Source organism: Solirubrobacter ginsenosidimutans, assembly GCF_027587205.1.
Genome location: NZ_JAPDOD010000112.1, coordinates 1 through 4,028, shown reverse-complemented (window position 1 = coordinate 4,028; position 4,028 = coordinate 1). Strand labels below are relative to the sequence as shown.

General features: G+C 67.9%; 4 protein-coding genes. All 4 read left to right on the top strand.

All coding sequences use genetic code 11. The annotated features are described in order from the left end of the window. Positions 1-245 precede the first annotated feature (245 nt). Positions 246-470 carry a hypothetical protein gene (locus tag OM076_RS44300; protein ID WP_270046694.1) on the top strand — a complete coding sequence of 75 codons (225 nt, stop codon included), beginning with the start codon at positions 246-248 and terminating at the stop codon, positions 468-470. A gap of 23 nt (positions 471-493) precedes the next feature. Beyond that, entirely contained in the window at positions 494-2,173 is a 1,680-nt protein-coding gene (locus tag OM076_RS44295; protein WP_270046693.1) for a SulP family inorganic anion transporter, read from the top strand. Between the two features lie 303 nt (positions 2,174-2,476). Continuing rightward, positions 2,477-2,884: a DUF7144 family membrane protein gene (locus OM076_RS44290; RefSeq protein WP_270046691.1), complete on the top strand. Its 408-nt coding sequence runs from the start codon at positions 2,477-2,479 to the stop codon at positions 2,882-2,884. A 133-nt stretch (positions 2,885-3,017) separates the two neighbouring features. Then, positions 3,018-4,028: AI-2E family transporter (locus tag OM076_RS44285; protein WP_270046689.1), on the top strand; the 1,011-nt coding region annotated here is incomplete at its 3' end.

The window sequence follows — 4,028 nt, the reverse complement described above, 5'->3', positions numbered from 1 at the left end:
CCCCGGTGCGTCGCCGTCCGCCCTCATCCCCGAGGGCCTCCGCGCCGGCATCGTCGAACTGACACGAATCGCCCTCGGACGCCCGCAGAAACCGGCAACCCCGAGCCCCAGGACACCGCAATGGACCTGAACGAGATCAGGCTGCTGACCGGACTGCACATTCTGGGGCGCCTATGCCCTCCGTGACCGATGTCGCTCGCCACGCGCGAACGGTGCGCGCGGGCGGCCGAACAGCGAGCTCGCGCATGACCTCCGAGGACGATCCGGCCACACCGACGACCCCATCCGAGGTGCGCGCCCAGAGACTTGGGTCCGCACTGCGCGGCCTCGCGGCCGAACTCGTCGACGAGCGACGCAAGGTCGCCCAGCTGCGCCGGGAGATCGCAGATCTCAAGGCGCGGCTCAAGACGCTCGAGACGGCGCGACCGGGCCCTCGCGACCCCGACGGTCCCCCAGCCAACGACACCTAGACAACAGCCCGGAGGTACCCGACATGAAGCTCCCGCTCTTCACCTGGGCGCGCGGCTACGACCGCGGCTGGCTACGCGGCGACGTCCTCGCCGGCCTGACCGTCTGGGCGGTCCTCGTCCCCGAGGCCCTCGCCTACGCCACGATCGCCGGGGTCTCGCCGGTCGTCGGCCTCTACGCCGCACCCGGCGCGCTCATCCTCTATGCCGCCTTCGGCAGCTCGCGCCATCTCGTGACCGGCCCGATGGCCTCAACTGCGGCGCTGTCGGCCGCCGCCGTCGGTGAAATGGCGGCAGGCGGTTCGGACGCCTTCGTCCAGCTCACGATCACGATGGCGCTGGTAGTCGGCATCATCGCCCTGGTAGCGGGAGCATTGCGGCTCGGGTTCCTGGCCAGCTTCATCTCCGAGCCGGTGATGAAGGGCTTCATCATCGGCCTTGCGCTGACGATCATCATCGGCCAGTTCCCGAAGCTCTTCGGAGTCGAGAAGACCCCCGGCGACTTCTTCGAGCAGCTCTGGGGATTCCTGGGCGAGCTCGGGAACACCAGTGGCCTCACGCTGCTGGTCGGCGTCTGCTCGCTGGTGCTCGTGCTGGGCCTGAAGGCGTACGCCCCCGTCGTACCCGCGTCGCTCGTCGCCGTGCTCCTGGGCATCGCCGCGGTCAGCGTGTTCGACCTCGATGTGGCCATCGTCGGCCCGGTCGACAGCGGGTTGCCTTCATTCGGACTCCCGGACGTCGAGGCGCACGACTACCTGGATCTGGCCGCGGCGGCGATCGGTGTGATGCTCATCGGCCTCATGGAAGGACTCGGCGCGGCCAAGACCTACGCCGCGAAGAACCACTACGAGATCGACGCCAACCGCGAGCTGTTCGGTATGGGCGCGGCGAACATCGCCGCAGGGCTCTCGAGCGGGATGGTCGTCGGCGGCAGCCTCTCCAAGACCGCCGTCAACGGTGGTGCGGGCGCCCGTTCACAGCTCTCGGGACTCGTCGTCGCGGTACTGACGATCGTGACCCTGCTCTTCCTCACCGGGCTCTTCGAGAACCTTCCCGAGGCGACGCTCGCCGCCATCGTCATCACCGCCGTGATCGACCTCGTCAACCTTCGTGAACTCACGCGCCTGTACCGATTCCACGTCCGCGGCGCCGGCCGCGCCTACGCCGTGGCGGCGCGTCCCGACTTCGTCGGCGCGGTGGCCGCGCTCGCCGGCGTGCTCGTCTTCGACACGCTGCCCGGCCTGTTCATCGGCATCGGCGTCTCGATCGTCCTGCTCGTCTACCGCGCCTCGCGCCCCCACATCGCCATCCTCGGCCGCGACCCCGGAAACGAAGAACGCTGGAACGACCTCCAACGCCATCCCGACAACGAACGCGAGCCAGGGATCGTCGTCGTGCGCTGCGAAAGCGCTCTCATCTTCGCCAACGCCGACGCCGTCCGCGACGCGATCCGCGCGAACCTCCAAGACGACACGTTCGCGGTCGTGCTCGATTGCGAGACCGTGCCGGCGATCGACGTCACGGCCGTCAGCATGCTCACTGCGCTCGCCGACGATCTCCATCGCGACAAGATCGAGCTCGCCTTCGCACGCGACGTCGGGGACGTCCGCGAACTCGTCCGCCTCGGCGAGAGCCATGCACCCATGCCGCGCTACCCGACCGTGAAGGCCGCCGTCGACGCGCTGCGCAGCAAGGCGACCGCGTGATCAGCGTGACGGGCTCGGTGGTCTTCAGGATCAGGCCGACGATCTGGATGTAGATGCCCGCGTGAAGGAGCCGGGGATCGATCCGCGAGGCCTGCGACGCCGAGCACCGTGAGCGCGACGATGGCAAGCGCCCACTCCATTGCGGAGCCTGGAGACCCTACGCGCGCTCCCGTCAGTTGACGTCATCCCAATGGCATGAAATGCGGATCTGCCCGCGTGTTTCATCCGCATTGGACGATGCCGCGCAGGCGCTGAGGCCGCAAGGTCCACTGAGCCATCGTCTATCGAAAGGGAGTGGTTGCCATGGCATCACGAAGTGCGTGGGGTGGGTGGATCGTCTTCGCCGCCATCGTGCTGTTGATGGTCGGCGCGATGGACGTGCTCCAGGGATTCGTCGCGATCTTCAAGGATGACTACGTCGTCGCGACGCGCAAGGGCCTCGCGATCGTCGATGTCACGGCCTGGGGCTGGTCCATGGTGCTGTGGGGCGCCTTGCTCGTCGTCGCCGGCCTCGGCCTGCTCAATGGGGCAGGGTGGGCGCGCTGGCTCTCCATCATCGGGGTGGGTGTCAATGCGATCCAGCAGGTCGCGTTCTTGGCCAACTTCCCTCAGGCGTATCCGCTCTGGAACATCCTGATCGTCGCGCTCAACGTCCTCGTTCTCTTCGCGCTGACGGTGCGTTGGCAGGGCTACAAGGAATCCGTGGCCTGATCGAGGAGTGCCGGACCCCATTCGCTCGCGGGCGGGGCGGCTCCGGCGCCCGAATGTCGTGCCAACGGGACGATGCGAGCGCCCGCTGCGCCCCCGATGATCGGCACACACACAAGCGGCAATGGAGGGTGAGATGGCTGCGAACATGACTCCCGAGCAGGACGCAGGGCTGGGCATTCCGCTCTGGCTCCGGCGCATGGGGTATTCGTCGTGGCTGCTGGTCGGCTTCGTGCTGATCACCATCGGGGCGATCTGGTTGCTCGGCCAGACGTCGACGATCGTGGGGCCGGTGTTGGTCGCCGCAGTGCTCGGCGCGGTCGCCGGTCCTGCCGTGGGGCGGCTGGAACACCACCGAATTCCGCGCATCGGCGGCGCCATCCTCGTCTTGCTCGGCCTGGTCGCGATCGGCGCGCTGATCGTCTACCTCGTCTTCGCCGGCATCACCGGCCAGGCGGACGACATCTCGGCCAAGCTCAACCAGGCCCTGGAGAAGATCCGGGTCTGGTTCGCCGATCTCGGCGCCGACGACACACAGCAGGCCAAAGAGAACGTGCAGAACTCCGCGCCCGAGATCAAGGACACGCTGCTGAACGGGGTCACAACCGGCATCAGCGGGTTGTCCTCGCTGCTCTTCTTCCTCGGCATGGCGACCTTGAGCACGTTGTTCGTGCTCAAGGACGGTCCGGTGATGCACCGCTTCATCGACCGCCATCTCGGCGTGCCGGTGCCGATCGCGCACATCGTGACGACCAACGTCGCGCAGTCGCTGCGCAGCTACTTCCTCGGTGTGTCGATCATCGCGGGCTTCAACGCCGTCCTGATCGGGATCGCGGCGGTGGTCATCGGTGTGCCGCTCGCCGGGACGATCGCGGTCGTCACCTTCGTGGCCGCGTTCGTCCCCTTCGTCGGCGCATGGGTGGCCGGCGCCTTCGCGGTGCTGATCGCGCTCGGCACGCAGGGCACGGACGCCGCGGTGGTCATGGCAGTCGTCTCGCTGCTGGCCAACAGTGTGCTGCAGCAGATGATCCAGCCGCTGGTCATGGGCGCGACGCTGGGACTCAACCCGCTCGTCGTCCTGGTGGTCACGATCGGCGCCGGCGCCCTGTTCGGGATGGTCGGGCTGACGCTCGCCGCGCCGCTGACG

Coding starts and splice junctions, on each gene's coding strand:
- OM076_RS44300 (WP_270046694.1), top strand. CDS start 246: ATGACCTCCGAGGACGATCCGGCCACACCGACGACCCCATCCGAGGTG.
- OM076_RS44295 (WP_270046693.1), top strand. CDS start 494: ATGAAGCTCCCGCTCTTCACCTGGGCGCGCGGCTACGACCGCGGCTGG.
- OM076_RS44290 (WP_270046691.1), top strand. CDS start 2,477: ATGGCATCACGAAGTGCGTGGGGTGGGTGGATCGTCTTCGCCGCCATC.